Annotated in this window: 15 protein-coding genes; 9 read left to right on the top strand and 6 right to left on the bottom strand. The window is 66.4% G+C overall.

The window, feature by feature from the left end; genetic code table 11:
• The first annotated feature begins 2 nt into the window (after positions 1–2).
• A complete protein-coding gene (locus ACHMWQ_RS01085; protein ID WP_396306065.1) occupies positions 3–1,871 on the top strand; it encodes an ABC transporter ATP-binding protein in 1,869 nt (622 codons plus the stop codon).
• Between the two features lie 434 nt (positions 1,872–2,305).
• On the opposite strand, the gene ACHMWQ_RS01080 is transcribed toward ACHMWQ_RS01085, so the two are convergent.
• Positions 2,306–3,484, bottom strand: a complete 1,179-nt coding sequence (locus ACHMWQ_RS01080) for a fumarylacetoacetate hydrolase family protein (RefSeq protein WP_354553827.1) — start codon at positions 3,482–3,484, stop codon at positions 2,306–2,308.
• 196 nt (positions 3,485–3,680) lie between these two features.
• Here ACHMWQ_RS01080 and hpxZ point away from each other — a divergent pair, with 196 nt between their 5' ends.
• A complete protein-coding gene (gene hpxZ, locus ACHMWQ_RS01075; protein WP_396306064.1) occupies positions 3,681–4,076 on the top strand; it encodes an oxalurate catabolism protein HpxZ in 396 nt (131 codons plus the stop codon).
• Here hpxZ and mtgA read toward each other — a convergent pair.
• On the bottom strand, positions 4,073–4,774 hold the full coding sequence (gene mtgA / locus ACHMWQ_RS01070; RefSeq protein WP_354553824.1) for a monofunctional biosynthetic peptidoglycan transglycosylase: 702 nt from the start codon (positions 4,772–4,774) through the stop codon (positions 4,073–4,075). The genes hpxZ and mtgA overlap by 4 nt on opposite strands.
• Entirely contained in the window at positions 4,771–5,703 is a 933-nt protein-coding gene (locus ACHMWQ_RS01065) for a hydrogen peroxide-inducible genes activator (protein WP_396306063.1), read from the bottom strand. The genes mtgA and ACHMWQ_RS01065 overlap by 4 nt, the downstream gene beginning before the upstream one ends.
• 184 nt (positions 5,704–5,887) lie before the next feature.
• Between ACHMWQ_RS01065 and ACHMWQ_RS01060 the strand changes: the two genes are divergently transcribed.
• From ACHMWQ_RS01060 to ACHMWQ_RS01050, 3 genes are all read left to right on the top strand, one after another.
• The gene (locus tag ACHMWQ_RS01060) at positions 5,888–6,439 is read left to right on the top strand and encodes a peroxiredoxin (protein WP_266331455.1); all 552 of its coding nucleotides are present in this window, start codon (positions 5,888–5,890) and stop codon (positions 6,437–6,439) included.
• Between the two features lie 123 nt (positions 6,440–6,562).
• Positions 6,563–7,090, top strand: a complete 528-nt coding sequence (locus tag ACHMWQ_RS01055) for a carboxymuconolactone decarboxylase family protein (RefSeq protein WP_354553820.1) — start codon at positions 6,563–6,565, stop codon at positions 7,088–7,090.
• Positions 7,091–7,230: 140 nt separating this feature from the next.
• Positions 7,231–8,145, top strand: a complete 915-nt coding sequence (locus ACHMWQ_RS01050; protein ID WP_396306062.1) for a polyprenyl synthetase family protein — start codon at positions 7,231–7,233, stop codon at positions 8,143–8,145.
• Between the two features lie 21 nt (positions 8,146–8,166).
• On the opposite strand, the gene ACHMWQ_RS01045 is transcribed toward ACHMWQ_RS01050, so the two are convergent.
• The 3 genes from ACHMWQ_RS01045 to ACHMWQ_RS01035 form a co-directional block, all read right to left on the bottom strand.
• Positions 8,167–8,979: a YbaY family lipoprotein gene (locus ACHMWQ_RS01045; RefSeq protein ID WP_396306061.1), complete on the bottom strand. Its 813-nt coding sequence runs from the start codon at positions 8,977–8,979 to the stop codon at positions 8,167–8,169.
• A gap of 184 nt (positions 8,980–9,163) precedes the next feature.
• On the bottom strand, positions 9,164–10,447 hold the full coding sequence (ispG, locus tag ACHMWQ_RS01040) for a flavodoxin-dependent (E)-4-hydroxy-3-methylbut-2-enyl-diphosphate synthase (protein WP_396306060.1): 1,284 nt from the start codon (positions 10,445–10,447) through the stop codon (positions 9,164–9,166).
• Positions 10,448–10,619: 172 nt separating this feature from the next.
• Entirely contained in the window at positions 10,620–11,156 is a 537-nt protein-coding gene (locus ACHMWQ_RS01035; protein WP_396306059.1) for a transcriptional repressor, read from the bottom strand.
• Between the two features lie 175 nt (positions 11,157–11,331).
• On the opposite strand from ACHMWQ_RS01035, the gene ACHMWQ_RS01030 reads away from it, so the two are divergent.
• From ACHMWQ_RS01030 to ACHMWQ_RS01015, 4 genes are all read left to right on the top strand, one after another.
• Positions 11,332–12,129, top strand: a complete 798-nt coding sequence (locus tag ACHMWQ_RS01030) for a 3-hydroxybutyrate dehydrogenase (RefSeq protein ID WP_396306058.1) — start codon at positions 11,332–11,334, stop codon at positions 12,127–12,129.
• Positions 12,126–13,154, top strand: coding sequence for a patatin-like phospholipase family protein (locus ACHMWQ_RS01025; protein WP_396306057.1), 1,029 nt, complete (start codon positions 12,126–12,128; stop codon positions 13,152–13,154). Before ACHMWQ_RS01030 ends, ACHMWQ_RS01025 begins: the two co-directional genes overlap by 4 nt.
• Positions 13,151–13,627 carry a GNAT family N-acetyltransferase gene (locus ACHMWQ_RS01020; RefSeq protein ID WP_396306056.1) on the top strand — a complete coding sequence of 159 codons (477 nt, stop codon included), beginning with the start codon at positions 13,151–13,153 and terminating at the stop codon, positions 13,625–13,627. The genes ACHMWQ_RS01025 and ACHMWQ_RS01020 overlap by 4 nt, the downstream gene beginning before the upstream one ends.
• A gap of 91 nt (positions 13,628–13,718) precedes the next feature.
• Positions 13,719–14,657, top strand: a complete 939-nt coding sequence (locus ACHMWQ_RS01015; protein WP_396306055.1) for a Gfo/Idh/MocA family protein — start codon at positions 13,719–13,721, stop codon at positions 14,655–14,657.
• Positions 14,658–14,837 lie beyond the last annotated feature (180 nt).

Genomic DNA, 14,837 nt, shown 5'->3' with positions numbered 1-14,837 from the left:
ACATGACCCAGCCCGAAGCGAAAGTGCTTCCCAAGTCCCCACTGCCTTCCGAAGACGGAAAGCTGAATTTGCGGCGTTGGGGCGATTTCTACCGCGCGATCATCAACAACGACGAGGGAACGGTCGGTGTTGTCGTGCGCATTCTGCGCGCCAACTTCCGCGATCACCGGAAGGGGTACATGATCTCCTTCCTGTTCCTCTTCATCGTCGCGGCCATGACCTCGCTTTCCGCCTGGATCATGCGCGACGTCGTCAACCAGATCTTCGTCGCGCAGAGCGTCGAGATGCTGTGGATCCTGTCGTTCGGCGTCATGGCGATCTTCATCGTCAAGGGCTTCGCGACCTATGGCCAGGTGGTGGTGCAGAGCCGGATCGGCAATCGAATCGTCGCCGAGAACCAGAAGCGCTTCTACGATCGCTGCCTGCGTTTCGGCCTCGATTTCTACAATGATCGCGCGTCCAGCGAACTGATCATGTCGATCTCGGGCGGTTCGAACGCCATTCGCTCGATCCTCGACACCATCGTCCTCAGCCTCGGCCGCGATCTGGTGACGCTGCTCGGCCTGATCTTCGTGATGGTCTACCAGGCGCCGCTGATGTCGATCATCGCGCTGCTGGTGGCCCCCATCGCGATCATCAGCGTTTCCAAGCTGGTGAAGCGCATCCGCGCTATCGCCAAGCAGGAGTTCGCCTCCAGCACGCAGATCATCTCGATCATCCAGGAAACCGTTCAGGGCGCCAAGATCGTCAAGGCGTTCGGCCTCAGCGACCACATGCGCACGCGCATGGTGACCGCCGTTTCCTCCGTCGAGCAGCGCGCCAACAAGGTGTCGCAGCTGCAGGCGCGCACCAGCCCGCTGATGGAATCGCTCGGCGGCATCTCGATTGGCCTGGTCATCCTCTATGCCGGTTGGGCGACCATCTCGGCCGGCAAGACGCCGGGCGAGTTCATGTCCTTCATCACCGCCCTGCTGCTGGCCTATGAACCGGCCAAGCGCCTGGCGCGCCTCAATGTCGGCATCGCGGAAAGCCTGGCGCCGGTTCGTGCGCTGTTCAACATCCTCGACCATCCGCCGAGCGTGACCGAGACCGACGACCACCCGCCGCTGCAACTCACCCGCGGCAAGATCGAGCTGATCGATGTCGGCTTCGGCTACCGCCCGGTCGATAAGGTGCTGTCGGGCATCAATCTTTCGGTCGATCACGGCCAGCGCCTGGCGTTGGTCGGCCCGTCCGGCGGCGGCAAATCGACTATCCTGTCGCTGGTGCAGCGCTTCTACGACGTGCAGGAAGGCTCCGTCCGGGTCGACGACCAGGATATCCGCACCGTCTCGGTCGGCTCGCTGCGGCACCACATCGCCTTCGTCAGCCAGGATGTGTTCCTGTTCTCCGGCACCGTGCGCGACAACATCCGCATCGGCCGCCTCGACGCGACCGACGAGGAGGTCGAGGCCGCGGCGGTGGATGCGTTTGCCGATGGCTTCATCCGCAATCTGCCCAAGGGCTATGACAGCCATGTCGGCGAGAACGGCGTGCAGCTTTCCGGTGGCCAGCGCCAGCGCCTGGCGATCGCCCGCGCCATCCTGAAGAACGCGCCGATCCTGCTGCTGGACGAGGCGACCTCGGCGCTGGATTCCGAATCCGAGCGCATGATCCAGATCGCCCTGGACAAGCTGGTCGAAGGCCGCACGACGATCGTCATCGCCCACCGCCTGGCGACGATCCTGAGCGCGGACAAGATCGCCGTGATCGAGCGCGGCCGTGTCGTGGAAATCGGCACGCATCCCGAACTCGTCCGCATGGGCGGCGTCTACGAGAAGCTCTATCGCTACCAGTTCGACGAGGGCAGGGCCGAGATGGCGATCGCCTGACCGGGTCGGGCTGCCTTCTCCTCTCCTGACGGAGAAGTCAGAGCGAAGTTCGGGGTAAGGGTCTAGGGAACAATCCGGTAACGTCATAGACACTCAACCGGAGGCCTTGTGGCCTGGACCTCGGATCAGGCCCGGGGCAGGCTCTTGTTCAGCGCGATCTCATCCGACACCATCCTCAACATGCTGAGGAGGCCCGGAGGGCCGTCTCGAAGCACGCAGAGCGACTGTGGCGTGAAGGCTTGCCCCTCAGACTGTGCGTCCTTCGAGACGGCTTGCTCCGCAAGCCTCCTCAGGATGTTGAAATCGAGACGGGCAAGACACAGGTTGGCGGCCGTGCGGAGCGCTCCTCAGGGGGGCAAAGCCCGGGTCCGCCGCGAGACAGCCCGCAAACCGAAGCCCGACCCTCCCCGAAGGGAGGGCCGGTTATTCATGCCTCAGAGCAGGCCGCGGCCGGCGAGGTTGCGCATCAGCGCCGCCGTGCCGAAGGTCCAGGGCTCGGCATCGGGGCAGAGGACGACGCGGTTCGACAGGCTGCCCAGCTTCGGCGCGCTGATCGTGACGATGTCGCCGACCTTGTGCGTGAAGCCCTGGCCCGGGCCGTCGCGGTCCTGAACCGGCGCGAACATCGTGCCGAGATAGAGCACGAAGCCATCCGGATACTGGTGGTTCCGGCCAATGGTCTGCTTGACCAGGTCCTCCGGGTCACGGCTGATCTTCGACATGGCGCTGCCGCCATCCATGCGGAAACCGTCGGTCTCGCCGTCGACCGTCAGACGGACTTCCGTCGCCCGCACGTCGTCGAGCGAGAAGCCGCCATCGAACAGGCGGATCATCGGGCCGATCGAGGCGCTGGCATTGTTGTCCTTGGCCTTCGACAGCAGCAGGGCCGAGCGGCCCTCGACATCGCGCAGGTTGACGTCGTTGCCGAGCGTCGCGCCGACGATCTTGCCGGTCGAGGAGACGACCAGCACGACTTCCGGCTCGGGATTGTTCCAGGTCGAAATCGGATGGATGCCGATCTCGGCCAGGTGGCCGACGGCCGACATGGGCTGCGCCTTGGAGAAGATCTCCGCGTCCGGGCCGATGCCGACTTCGAGATATTGCGACCACATGCCCTTCTCGATCAGCAGCTTCTTCAGCGCTGCCGCCTGCTCGGAACCGGGGCGCAACGCCGCCAGGTCGTCGCCGATGGTCGAGAGGATCTCGGAACGGATCGCGGTGGCGCGCTCGGGCAGGCCGCGCGCCTGCTCCTCGATCACGCGCTCCAGCATCGAGACGACGAAGGTGACGCCGGCGGCCTTGACGGCCTGCAGGTCGATCGGCGCGATCAGATAGGGCTTGGACGGGTCGCGATTGGCGAGCGGCGTGTTGGCGAGGATCTCCTCGAAGCTGCCGACGAACTCGCCATCGGCGGTCGCGGCGACGCGGGCCGGATCCTGATCTTCGCAAAGGTCACGCATGGTGACGACCGACGCGGTGATGTCGATCAACTGGCCATCGCGCAGCGCCACGACCGACGGGCCGTCGACATCGGGGCGGAAGACGCGGCCAACCAGCGTGGCGGCCTCGGCATCCTCGGGCAGCGCGAAAGGGGCAGCAGTGTCGAGCGGCATAGACAATCTCCAGGACGTTCAGCGATGAAGCCGATCTTGAGGAATGAAAGAGCGGGCCACCGTTATACCGCGCGAGGATGGTTAGGCCATATGGCTGGTCGGTTTTAGAGCGCTCGCTGCCCCGGATTTGCGCATGCGCGGGCCGGGCTTCTGTGCAATTTTCCCGGCCGACCCCGCCCTAGAAGGACTTTTGACCATGGAAATCGACATCCCCGAGGTGAAGGCCGAGCTGCAAGCCGCCTTCGCCCGCTACGAAACAGCGTTGGTGACCAACGATGTCGAGGTGCTGGACGGGCTGTTCCACGCCGCGCCGACGACGATCCGGTATGGCGGCGGCGAAAATCTCTATGGCTTTGCCGAGATCCAGGCGTTTCGGGCCGGCCGTTCGCCGGCAGGTCTCGCCCGCGCCCTCGAGCGCACGGTGGTGACGACCTATGGCCGCGATTTCGGCACGGCCTCGACACTGTTCCGGCGCGACAATGCGCCCGGCAAGGTCGGGCGGCAGATGCAGACCTGGATCCGTACGCCGGCCGGCTGGCGCGTGGTCGCCGCCCATGTCAGCGTCATCGCCGATCCGGACGCGGTGTCCTAAAGACAGCCGACATAGTCGCGGGCGGCGCGGGCGCGGGTCTCGATGTTGCGCGCGCGGCTGTTCAGGTAGCGCGTCGGCTTGGCCGGATTGCGGGTGATCGGGTTGGGCAGCGCCGCGGTCAGCAGCGCCGCCTGGCGCGGCGTCAGCTTGGAGGCCGGCTTGTTGAAATAGAACTGCGATGCCGCCTCGGCGCCGAACAGGCCCGGCCCCCATTCCGCGATGTTCAGGTAGATCTCCATCACCCGCCGCTTCGACAGGATGAAATCGGCGTAATAGGCGAGCGGAATCTCCAGCCCCTTGCGGATGTAGGAGCGCGACGACCACAGGAACAGGTTCTTCACCGTCTGCATCGCGATCGTGCTGGCGCCTCGCGAAGGTCCGCCCTCGCGGTCGAGCACCGCGTTGAGCGCGCCCCAGTCGACGCCCCAATGCGAGCAGAACTGGCCGTCTTCGGACATGATCACCGAGTTGACGAGGTTCGGGGAGATCTCGTCGAAGGGCACCCAGTCCCGTTTCATCCCCTGTCCCGTGAGGCCCGACCACAGCATCAGCGTCGAGACCGGCGGCACGACGGAATAGATCGGCGTCAGGATCAGGGGCAGGGCAACGAGGAGGGCAAACACTTTGGCGATACCTGTGACGAGGCCCTTGCGGCCTGCAAACGGTCGGGAGAGGGCGGCCGGCAGTTGGAAGGTCATGCGGGATCCAGTGCGGCTCGATCGCGGACGGGCTCGATGGCGAACTGGCGCAGGAAGCCGGCGAGCAGGCGGAAATCGGCCTCGCGGCTTGATCCGTTGCGCCAGACGAGGCCGAGCGAGCGCCGCGCCGCCTTGCCGTCGAGTTCGGAAAGCTTGATGTCGGTTCCCGACAGGATGCCCGCCTCGACGGCGATCCGCGGCAGGAAGGTGATGCCGAGCTGGTTATCCACCATATGGACGAGGGTAGTCAGGCTGGAGGCCCGGATCTCCTCGTTCTGCCGGTCGGCGAGGCCAGGCGCCACGGCGCGGATATGATCGCGCAGGCAGTGGCCGTCCTCCAGCAGCAGCAGCGTCTCCTCCGCCAGTTCCTCGCGCTGCACGCTCTTGCGGCCGGCGAGCCGGTGGCCGGCATCGACGGCGAGCAGCAGGCTGTCCTCGGCGATGATTTCCGTCGCCAGCCCCTCGGTCTGGACCGGAAAGGCGATCAGGCAGATGTCGAGCCGGCCGCCCCGCAAATCATCCAGCAGCGTCCGTGTCAGGTCCTCGCGCAGATGGAGGCGCAGATCGGGATAGGCGCGGCGCAGCTCGGGGAGGGCGCGCGGCAGGAAATAGGGCGCGATCGACGGGATGACGCCCAGGCGGATTCGGCCGGAAAGCGGCGCCTGGCTCGAGCGCGCCGCGTCGACCATCTCGCGCGCGTCGACCAGCAGCGCCTTCATGCGCCGCACCGCCTCCTCGCCCGCCGCCGTCAGCGCCATCGTCCGGTTAGAGCGGTCGATCAGCGACACGCCGACCGTTTCCTCCAGCTGGCGGATGGCGTCCGAAAGCGTGGATTGCGTGACATGGCAGGCGTTCGCTGCCCGGCTGAACGAACCGGTCTCGGCGAGGGCGACGAAATACTGCATCTGGCGGAGCGTCGGCAAAAGCATGGCGCCTGCTATAGCCGCAGGTTGTGGAAGCGGCAATCGGGATTTCCGATGCCAAACTCCGGTTATTACGATTTGACCGAACCGCTCCCGCGTGAGATCCATTCGCACATGCAGCAGCGACTCTCCGGGGTTAGCTGCACTGCGGAAATTCACAACACGATCCCCATCGTGACAGGAGAGAAAAATGCTCGGCATTGGCGACAAGCTGCCCGAATTTTCCGTGACCGGCGTGAAGCCCGGCTTCAACAGCCACGAAGAAAATGGCGAGAGCGCCTTCGAGACGCTGACCGAGAAAAGCTTCCCCGGCAAGTGGAAGGTGATCTTCTTCTACCCGAAGGACTTCACCTTCGTCTGCCCGACCGAGATCGCCGAATTTGCCCGCCTGTCGGGTGATTTCGAGGATCGCGACGCCGTCGTGCTCGGCGGCTCCACCGACAACGAGTTCGTCAAGCTTGCCTGGCGCCGCGACCACAAGGATCTGGACAAGCTGCCGATCTGGAACTTCGCCGACACCAATGGCTCGCTGGTCGACGGCCTCGGCGTGCGTTCGCCGGATGGCGTCGCCTACCGCGTCACCTACATCGTCGATCCCGATGGCGTGATCCAGCATTCCTACGCGACCAACCTCAATGTCGGCCGCAATCCGAAGGACACGCTGCGCGTTCTCGACGCGCTGCAGACCGACGAGCTCTGCGCCTGCAACCGCGACGTCGGCGGCGCCACGCTGGCAGCCTGAGCCTGGCTTCCGGACGCCCCGGGCTCGCCTTAGCGCGGGCCTGGGGCGCCCGGTCTCGTTCCGTTTCCCAAGGCGCTTCGCCGGCCGCCGGCCTTCGAGGCGCTCTCTCCCTTAGGGGTTTCCATGTCGATCGATCAGCTGAAGTCCCGCATTCCGGATTTCGCCAAGGATGTCCGTCTCAACCTGTCGACGCTCGCCTCGGACGAGACGCTGACGCCGCAGCAGAAATACGGCCTGATGGTCGCCTGCGGCATCGCCAGCCGCAATCCGGTGGTGAAGGCGGCGCTCGAGGCGGAAGCTGCGCCGCATCTGGCGCCGGCCGTGCTGGCGGCGGCCAAGTCGGCAGCCTCGATCATGGCGATGAACAACGTCTATTACCGCTTCAGCCATCTGGTCTCGAACCCCGAATACCGCACCATGCCGGCCAAGCTGCGCATGAACGTCATCGGCAACCCCGGCGTCGACAAGGTCGATTTCGAGCTCTGGTCGCTGGCCGTCTCGGCGATCAATGGCTGCGGCATGTGCATGGACAGCCACGAGGCCGTGCTGAAGAAGGCGAACGTGCCGTCCGACATCATCCAGGCCGCGGTCCGCTTCGCCGCGATCATCCAGTCGGTCGCCGTCTCCCTCGAAGCCGCCGAAGCGGCCTGATCGCGGGATACTCCCGACGGCCTGCCCCTTGCGATGGTGGGCAGGCTCGTCGTCCCGGATCGCTGCTGAACGCCAAGCTTGACGCCGGCCTCCCGATCGCGGCAAGGCTTCCGGGACCCCGGCGTATCGATGAGGCAATCTTGGTTCGGCTTGACGATGATTTTGCAGCCCGCCTTTCCGGCGCGGCGACGGCGGTCGAGCGCGCGCTCGATCGCGTGCTCGGCTCCAATCCGCGCGAGGGCGAGATCGCCCGGCCGGTCCGGCTGGTCGAGGCGATGCGCCATGCCACGCTCGGCGGCGGCAAGCGGCTGCGCGCCTTCCTGGCCATCGAGACGGCAAGGATGTTCGACGCCGACACCGAGGGCGCGCTGCGCGTCGGCGCTGCGCTCGAATGCCTGCACGCCTACAGCCTGGTGCATGATGACCTTCCGGCCATGGACGACGACGACCTGAGGCGCGGCCGGCCGACGGTGCATCGCGCCTTCGACGAGGCGACCGCGATCCTGGCCGGCGATGCGTTGCAGACGCTGGCCTTCGACATTCTGGCCGATCCCGCTACCGATGTGGATCCGCTTGTCCGGGCCGACCTGGTGCTGGGGCTGGCTCGCGCGTCTGGACTCGGCGGCATGGCCGGCGGGCAGATGCTCGACCTTCAGGCCGAGACCGAGACGCCCGACGAGGTGGCGATCCGCCGGTTGCAGGCGATGAAGACCGGCGCGCTGATCCGCTTTTCCTGCGAGGCCGGCGCCCTTCTCGGTCGCGCATCGGCGGATGACCGGGCGCGCATCCGCCGTTTCGGCGAGATCATCGGCCTCGCCTTCCAGCTCGCCGACGACATCCTCGACGAGACGGCGACGACGGAGGCGCTGGGCAAGGCGACCGGCAAGGATTCGTCGCGCGGCAAGGGTACGCTGGTCGGCCTCTATGGCGTCACGCCGGTGCGCGCCATGCTGGACGATCTCGTCCTCGAGGCGGAAGGCGTGCTGGCGCCGTTCGGGAACCGTGCGGAGACGCTGGCCGCCGCCGCCCATTTCGTCGCCATCCGCGAGGTCTGACGCGCGGACCGGCGACGGGCCTCAGGCCTTGGTGTTGCGCACCAGCCGCGCCAGCGTCTTGCCGTTCGCATCGAGCAGGGTGAGCTTCGAACCCTCGATGCGATAGCCGCGGGTGTTGGAGAGCGCGTCGAGGAATTTCCGCTCCTGGTCCATCTGGGCCGGGACGCAGGCCATCTGAGTCGCGCCGAGCGGTCCGACCTTGATCTTGCCGCTCTCGACCGTGACCGTGCCGAAATAGCGGTTGCAGCCGCCCGAGCCGGAGATCTTGCCGCCGCCCTCGATGGTCAGCGTCGACTGCACGATGTCGAGCACGCCGCGCCCGCCAATATCCTCGGCCAGCCATTCGGTGCCCTGGAGCGGGGCGGCCGGCCCCGGATTGGCGGCAGCCTTGGTCTGGGTGGGCTTGCTCGCACCGGCCGGCGCCGGCGCATCCGCATCCGAGACCGGCTGAACCGTGATCGTCACCGGCCCCTTGGTATCGAGCGGCGCGATGGGAACGGCTTCCTTGTTGATGAACAGCAGATCGTCGCCGCGATCGATCCGCGCCTGCAACTGGTAGCGGTGCCCGGGCTTGATCCGGGACGGCGCGTAATGCAGGCGGAATTCGATCGGCACCTGGCGCCCGCGCGGCCGGATGCGCTGCTTGGCGATCACCTTGGCCGGGGCATCGGCGTGGCTGACATCGACCAGGGTGACGGTGACGGCCGCCTTGGGGTCCAGCGCGATGCGCTCGCGATAGGTGACGGTGCCATCAAGCGGCCGCGCGAGCGCCAGGCTCGGCGCGGTCAGGATGGCGAGGACAAACAACAGGCGCATCGGCAGAAGCTTGATCACGATCGATCCTCGACGACGGGGCGAACGCAACAGATCTAGTCTCTACGGAAGCCGCCGTAAACGGGGGAAAAAGGAGTGTGGCTAACGATAGTCCCCACCCCAAAACGGGCGTCGGCCGTTTCGACCCTCCCCTTGAGGGAGGGTCGAAAACGCCTCGGCGTTTTCGGGGAGGGGGCGTTCGCGCCTACTCCGCCGCTTCCGGCGCCTCTGCCTTCGCGCCAATCCCAAACCGCTTCTCGATATACTCATCCACGAGCTTGCGGAAATCCTCGGCAATGGCGGGGCCGCGCAGCGTGATCGCCTTCTTGCCGTCGATGAAGACGGGCGCGGCCGGGGTTTCGCCGGTGCCGGGGAGCGAGATGCCGATGTCGGCGTGCTTCGATTCACCGGGGCCGTTGACGATGCAGCCCATCACCGCGACCTTCAGCGCCTCGACGCCGGGATAGCGCTCGCGCCAGACCGGCATCGACGTGCGGATGTCTTCCTGGATGCGGCTCGCCAGTTCCTGGAACACGGTCGAGGTGGTGCGGCCGCAGCCGGGGCAGGCGGCGACGATCGGCAGGAAGGCGCGGAACCCCATGGTCTGCAGCAGTTCCTGCGCCACCTGCACCTCGCGGGTGCGGTCGCCGTTTGGCTCCGGCGTCAGCGAGACACGGATGGTGTCGCCGATGCCTTCCTGCAGCAAAATGCCCATGGCGGCCGAGGAGGCGACGATGCCCTTGGTGCCCATGCCAGCCTCGGTGAGGCCCAGATGCAGGCAATGGTCGGAGCGGCGGGCGAGATCGCGATAGACGGCGATCAGGTCCTGCACGTTCGACACCTTGGCCGAGAGGATGATCTTTTCGCGCGGCAGGCCGATCTGCTCAGCCAGATTGGCGGACAGGATGGCCGACTGGCAGATCGCCTCGCGCATCACGGCGGCGGCCGAGATCGGCGTGGCGGAAGCAGCGTTCTCGTCCATCAGGCGGGTGAGCAGGTCCTGGTCGAGCGAGCCCCAGTTGACGCCGATGCGCACCGGCTTGTCGTATTTTATCGCGAGTTCGATCAGCGTCGCGAACTGGCGGTCGCGCTTTTCGCCGAAGCCGACATTGCCGGGATTTATGCGGTATTTGTCGAGTGCCTCGGCACAGGCCGGGTGATCGGTCAGGAGCTTGTGGCCGATATAGTGGAAGTCGCCGATCAGCGGCACGTCGATGCGGCGCGCGAGCAGCTTTTCCTTGATGAATGGCACGGCTGCGGCCGCTTCGTCGCGGTCGACGGTGATGCGGACCAGTTCCGACCCGGCGCGGGCAAGGGCTGCGATCTGCGCGACGGTGCCGTCAATATCGGCGGTGTCGGTGTTGGTCATCGACTGCACGACGACCGGCGCCTCGCCGCCGACAAGAACCTTGCCGACGCGAACGGAGGTGGCGCGGCGGCGTGGCAGCGGGCCGGCAGTGAATTCGGGGGAGCAAGAGATTTCGTTCATGCGAGATCACGCGTTGTCGCTCCCTCTCCCGCCATGCGGGAGAGGGCTGGGGTGAGGGCGCGCCGTAGGCGCGAATTCGGAACTTCGGTTGCAGGCAAGGCCCTCACCCAACCCTCTCCCGCAAGCGGGCGATGGCTTTTCGGGCTCAGGTGCAGGAGCGTATCGCCAGGCATCACGCAGCCTCGCGGCAGCGGGCGCAGAGGCCGCGAATTTCGATGATCGGCGCGCGGGGCGAGAAACCGGCCGCCTGGGTGACGGCGGCAAGGGCCTCGGTCAGTGCGGCCGACGAGGCCTCGCCGGCGGCGCCGCAAGTCTCGCAAAGCAGGAAGACTGTCGCGGCGCCATGGCCGGGCTTGTCATGGCCCTCGGGGCCGCGCGAGCAGGCGATATAGCCGTTGCGGCTTTCGATCCGGTGCGCGAAGCCGTGTTCGACCAGGAATTCGAGCGCCCGATAGACGGAGACCGGCGCCGGGCGGGGGCCCTCGGCGGCGAGCCGGTCGATCACGTCATAGGCGCTGGCGGGGACATGGCTTTCGGCGAGAGCCGCCAGCACCTTGCGGCGCTGCTCGGTGAAGCGCAGGCCCTCGGCGGCGGAGATCGTCTCGGCATGGGCGATCGCGTCGCGGGCGCAATGGTCGTGGTCGTGGTCGCTGTGTTCGAGCACGATCTGGTCCGTTCCGGTCGCCGTGGCGTGCTTGGCTCCGCTCATGGTCATCCAATCCTCATGCGCGCGGGCAAGGATCCGCTGCGCCGCGTTCTATCACGGATCGCCCGCAAGGCCGAGCGGGGCGCGACACCGACGTCAACTTCCCTTGCTGCTGCGCCGCAATATATGGTCGTCTGGCTCGGTTCTCACCCCTTATCATTCATTCCGGAGCGAATTCATGTCGAAGGACGGTCATCTGAAGGACAAGGTCGCGCTGGTGACGGGATCGACTTCCGGCATCGGCCTCGGCATGGCGAGGGCCATGGCCGGAGCCGGCGCGCATGTCGTGCTGAACGGCTTCGGCGATCCGGTGGCGACGGAAAAGCTGCGCGCCGAGCTGGCGGCCGAATTCGGCGTCGAGGTGCGCTATTCCGGCGCCGACATGACGCGCGAGGACGAGATCGCCACTATGATCGGCGATGTCGAGAAGGAATTCGGCGCCATCGACGTGCTGGTCAACAATGCCGGCGTGCAGCATGTGGCGCCGATCGACGAATTCCCGGTCGACAAGTGGAACCTGATCATCGCGCTCAACCTGACCGCGGCCTTCCACGCCATCCGCCTGGCGCTGCCGGCGATGAAGGAGAAGGGCTGGGGGCGCATCATCTCGACCGCGTCGGCGCATGCGCTGGTCGCCTCGCCCTACAAGGTGGCCTATGTCGCGGCGAAGCATGGCATTGCCGGCGTCACCAAGACGGTCGCGCTCGAAGTGGCCGACAAGGGCATCACCGTCAACGCCATCTGCCCCGGCTATGTCTGGACCCCGCTGGTCGAAAAGCAGATCCCGGCCACCGCCGCGGCGCGCGGCATGACGGAAGAGCAGGTGAAGAAGGACGTGATCCTCGCCGCCCAGCCGACCAAGGAATTCGTCACGGTCGAGGAAGTGGCGGCGCTGGCGCTGTTCCTGACCACCCATGGCGCCCGCAGCATCACCGGGTCGCTGCAGTCGATCGACGGCGGCTGGACCGCGGCATGAGCGCCGCGGCCCCGGGGCGCAAGATCATCAATCTCGGCCTGCAGGGCGGCGGGGCGCATGGCGCCTTCACCTGGGGCGTGCTGGACAAGCTGCTGGAGGATGGTCGCCTCGGCTTCGAGGCGATTTCGGGCACCAGCGCCGGCGCGCTGAACGCCGTGGCGCTCGCCGACGGCATGGCGCGCGATGGCGCAGCGGGTGCGCGCCTGCGACTCCAGGAATTCTGGATGCGGGTCAGCGCCGCCGGCCGCCCCGGCGCCTCGGCGCGGGATTTCATCGGCGCCTGGATGGGCTCCTGGCGCGTGCCGGCAATGCAGCCCTTCCACATGATTGAGGCTATGACGAATTTCTCCTCGCCCTATGGCTTCAACCCGATGAACATCAACCCGCTGCGCGAGATCGTCATCGAGATGGTCGATTTCGAGCGGGTCCGCGCCTGCGCCGCGCCAAGGCTGTTCATCTCGGCGACGGCGGTGAAGACCGGCAAGATCAAGGTGTTTTCCGATGGCGGCATCACGGCGGACGCAGTGATGGCCTCGGCCTGCCTGCCCTATCTGTTCCAGACCGTCGAGGTCGATGGCGAGCCCTATTGGGACGGCGGCTTCATGGGCAATCCGGCGCTGTTCCCGTTTTTCACCGAAACCCGGACGGCCGACATCCTGCTGGTGCAGATCAATCCGATCGAGCGAAACACCGTGCCGACGTCGACAAAGGAAATCCTCGAGCGGATGAGCGAGATCACCTTCAACGCCTCGCTGCTGCGCGAACTGCGCAGCATCGATTTCGTCAACCGGATGCTGGCCGAGGGCAGGCTCGATCCCGGCCACTACCGCCACAACCGCGTCCATCGAATCGACGCCGGCAAGGCGCTGGAAAAGTTCTCGGCCTCGACCAAGTTCGATACGTCGCGCGCCTTCTTCGAGGAATTGCAGGCCGCCGGCCGGATGGCGGCGGAGGATTGGCTCCAGGCCCATTTTGCCGATATAGGCGTGCGCGACACCGTGGATTTGAGGGCTCAGTTCCAGTGACCGACGTGACGATTTCCAGCCTTGCCGCCCGCTCCGAGTTCATCGGCACCGTCGCCGACAGGATGTGGCATGCCTGGTGGCGCGAGGCGGGCGAGCCGCTGGCGACGCTGCTCGGCCATCTGCGCCAGTTCAAGACCGACGCGGTGCCGCTCGGGGTCGTCGCGCATCGGGGCGAGGAATTCGTCGGCTCCGCCATCCTGATCGACAGCGATGTCGAGGAGCGGCCGCAATATACGCCCTGGCTGGCCGCGCTCTGGGTCGAGCCGGAAGAGCGCCGAAAGGGCATGGGCGAGACGCTGTCGCGCCGCATCGTCGACGAGGCCCGCGCGCTCGGCTTCGACCGCATCTACCTCTGCGCCGTGTCGGAAAAGAGCGGCTATTACGCCGCGCGCGGCTGGACCGAGGTCGAGCGGGATGTCGGCGCCCACAAGCTGGTGATCTTCATCCGGCATCTCGACGACGCGCGCGACTGACCGGCGGGCCGGGCCTTTTGCGATCCGGCGCCGCATGGTGTTAGATCGCCCACAACCAAATCAAACAGCAGAAACGATCAGGGCGGAATAGATGGCCAAGCAGAAAATCGCGATCATCGGGCTCGGCAAGATCACGCAGGACCAGCACCTGCCGGTGATCGACAAGGGCAACGATTTCGAGGTCGCGGCGGTGGTCAGCCAGCGCGGCCTCAGCCATAACGGCGTGCCGAGCTTCAAGACGGCGGCCGATCTCTATGCGGCGATGCCGGAAATCGGCATCGTGTCGGTCAACACCCCGCCGGACGTCCGCCACGCCATTGCGCGCGAGGCGCTCGAGGCCGGCAAGCATGTGCTGCTCGAGAAGCCGCCGGCGGCGACGCTGGCCGAATTCGAGGATTTGAAGGCGTTTGCCGCCGCGAAGGGCAAGGTCCTGTTTGCCACCTGGCACTCGCAGTTCAACCCGGCCGTCGACGAGGCCAAGGCGCTGCTCGCCAAGCATGGCGTCGGCTCGGTCAAGATCGAGTGGCGCGAGGACGTCAAGAAGTGGCATCCGGGCCAGGAATGGATCTGGGAGCCGGGCGGCTTCGGCGTGTTCGATCCCGGCATCAATGCGCTGTCGATCTTCGTCAAGATCCTGCCCTTCGCGCCCTTCGTGAAGGCCGCGACGCTGACCTATCCGGAAAATCGGCAGACGCCGATCGCCGCCAAGCTCACCTTCGGCAGCTCCGAGGCGTCACAGCCCACCCTCACCGCCGATTTCGACTGGCGCGAGCAGGGCGACGAGAAGTGGCACATGACGATCGAGACCGCCGCGGGACACAAGCTGCGCCTCTACAAGGGCGGCGCGGCGCTGGAGGTCGACGGCAAGCTCGCCGTCGAGGCGCCGAGCGAGGAATATGAGCGGATCTACGCCCATTTCGCCCAGCTTCTCGCGTCCGGCCAGGGCGATGTCGACGGATCGCCGCTGCGCCTCGTTGCGGATGCCATGCTGGTCGGGCGTCGCGACGTGACGGAGGCCTTCGTCTGGTAGGCGAGGGCGTCCCGCGACGTCGGCCGGAACGGAACGCTGTTGCATTGCGTTGCTTATCTTTGAGAAGCCACTGGCAATCACGAGGCGGGCAGGTACGGCGATGGCAAAATTGCGGGTCCTGACGTTTGGCGCGGGCGGCCTCCTGGCCGCCCTCTTCGTTGGCGCGATGCCGATCGAGGC

It is taken from the genome of Kaistia sp. UC242_56 (assembly GCF_044452255.1).
Lineage (GTDB): Bacteria > Pseudomonadota > Alphaproteobacteria > Rhizobiales > Kaistiaceae > Kaistia > Kaistia defluvii_A.
Note: the sequence above shows the minus strand (reverse complement) of the source record. Positions and strands in the feature narration are given on the sequence as shown.